A 1,363-nucleotide genomic window follows, 5' to 3' on the forward strand; every position below is an offset into this window, starting at 1 on the left:
GGTGTCGGTGAAGTCGGCGGCGGTGAGCAGGCGCAGCTCGTCACGGGTGGGGTGGTCGGCGTCGCGAAGGCGCCACGCGTGCCGCCCGACGGCCGCCTCGAACAGGTTGCGGGCGAAGCGCCCGTTGCCGAACGCAGGCCCGCGGGGGCTCGCCTCGAGGAGGTGCCGGACCCGGCGCTCGGCGTCCTCGGTCAGCTCGTAGTCCGCGGCCGCGGCGATCGACGTGAGGATCGCGAGCAGCTCGTCGTCGGTGTAGTCGTCGAACTCGATCGTCGTCGTGAACCGGCTCGCGAGGCCGGGGTTGCTCGCGACGAACTCGACCATCAGGTCGGGGTAGCCCGCGACGATGAGGACGAGGTCCTCGCGGTGGTCCTCCATCTCCTTGACGAGGGTGTTGACCGCCTCCTGGGCGTACTGGTCGCCCGTCAGGCTGTACGCCTCGTCGATGAAGAGCACCCCGCCGACCGCCTTCGCGCACACCTCGGCCGTCTTGATCGCGGTCTGCCCGACGTAGCCGGCGACGAGCTCGGACCGGTCGACCTCCACGAGCTGGCCCTCGGGGAGCAGCTCGAGGGCGCGGTAGATCGCGCCGATGAGCCGGGCGACGGTCGTCTTGCCGGTGCCCGGGTTGCCGACGAAGATGAGGTGCCGCGACAGGCGGGTCTGCTTGAGCCCCGCCTCGACGCGCAGCTTCTCCACCGTGAGCAGCGCGACCTGCCGGTGCACCTCCTTCTTGACCCGGCCGAGGCCGATCATCGCGTCGAGCTCGGCGAGCAGCTCCTCGACGGACTTCTCCGGCTCCTGGGACTCCTCCGGTTCCGCAGGCTTCTCCTCCGCCCCCTCCGGTTTGAGGTATTCAGGCTGCGGATCTGCCTGCCGCAATACCTCATCGGGGGGGAGGGGGGAGGGCAGGGGGCGGAGGCCCTGATCGCCTCTGAGGTATTCGGAGAGCAGCTGCTGCTGCCGCAACACCTCGTCCGCAGGGAACGCGGGGGTCGAGGCGCGTGGGAACGGCAGGGTGGGCGCGGGGCGGGGCTCGCGGACGGCGGAGAGGTATGCCGCTGAGGCCGCTGCCGCGTTCGCGGTGACCGTGACGCTCGGCTCCCCGAGCGTGCAGGCCGCCGCCGCCACCTCGGTCAGGGCCTTGGCATAGGCGCCAGCACCGGGGCTGCCGGCCGCGACGAGCTCGTCGAGCAGCGCCGTGGGGTTGGCGCGCCACCGTCGGCCGCGGACGGCGGCGTCGAAGAACAGGGTGTTGGTCTCGCGCAGGTCGGTCGTGCCCGGCCGCGCGGACTCGATCCACTCGCTCGGCGCCCCGGGGACCGACTCGGCGAGGGCGGCCGCGACGCGCAGCCCCTCGTCG

General features: G+C 72.5%; 1 protein-coding gene. It reads right to left on the bottom strand.

What is annotated here, in order from left to right; all coding sequences use genetic code 11:
• A partial coding sequence (locus N864_RS22275) for an AAA family ATPase (protein WP_034722730.1) occupies nucleotides 1–1,363 on the bottom strand: 1,363 nt, incomplete at both ends.

This window comes from Intrasporangium chromatireducens Q5-1, from assembly GCF_000576575.1.
GTDB lineage: Bacteria > Actinomycetota > Actinomycetes > Actinomycetales > Dermatophilaceae > Intrasporangium_A > Intrasporangium_A chromatireducens.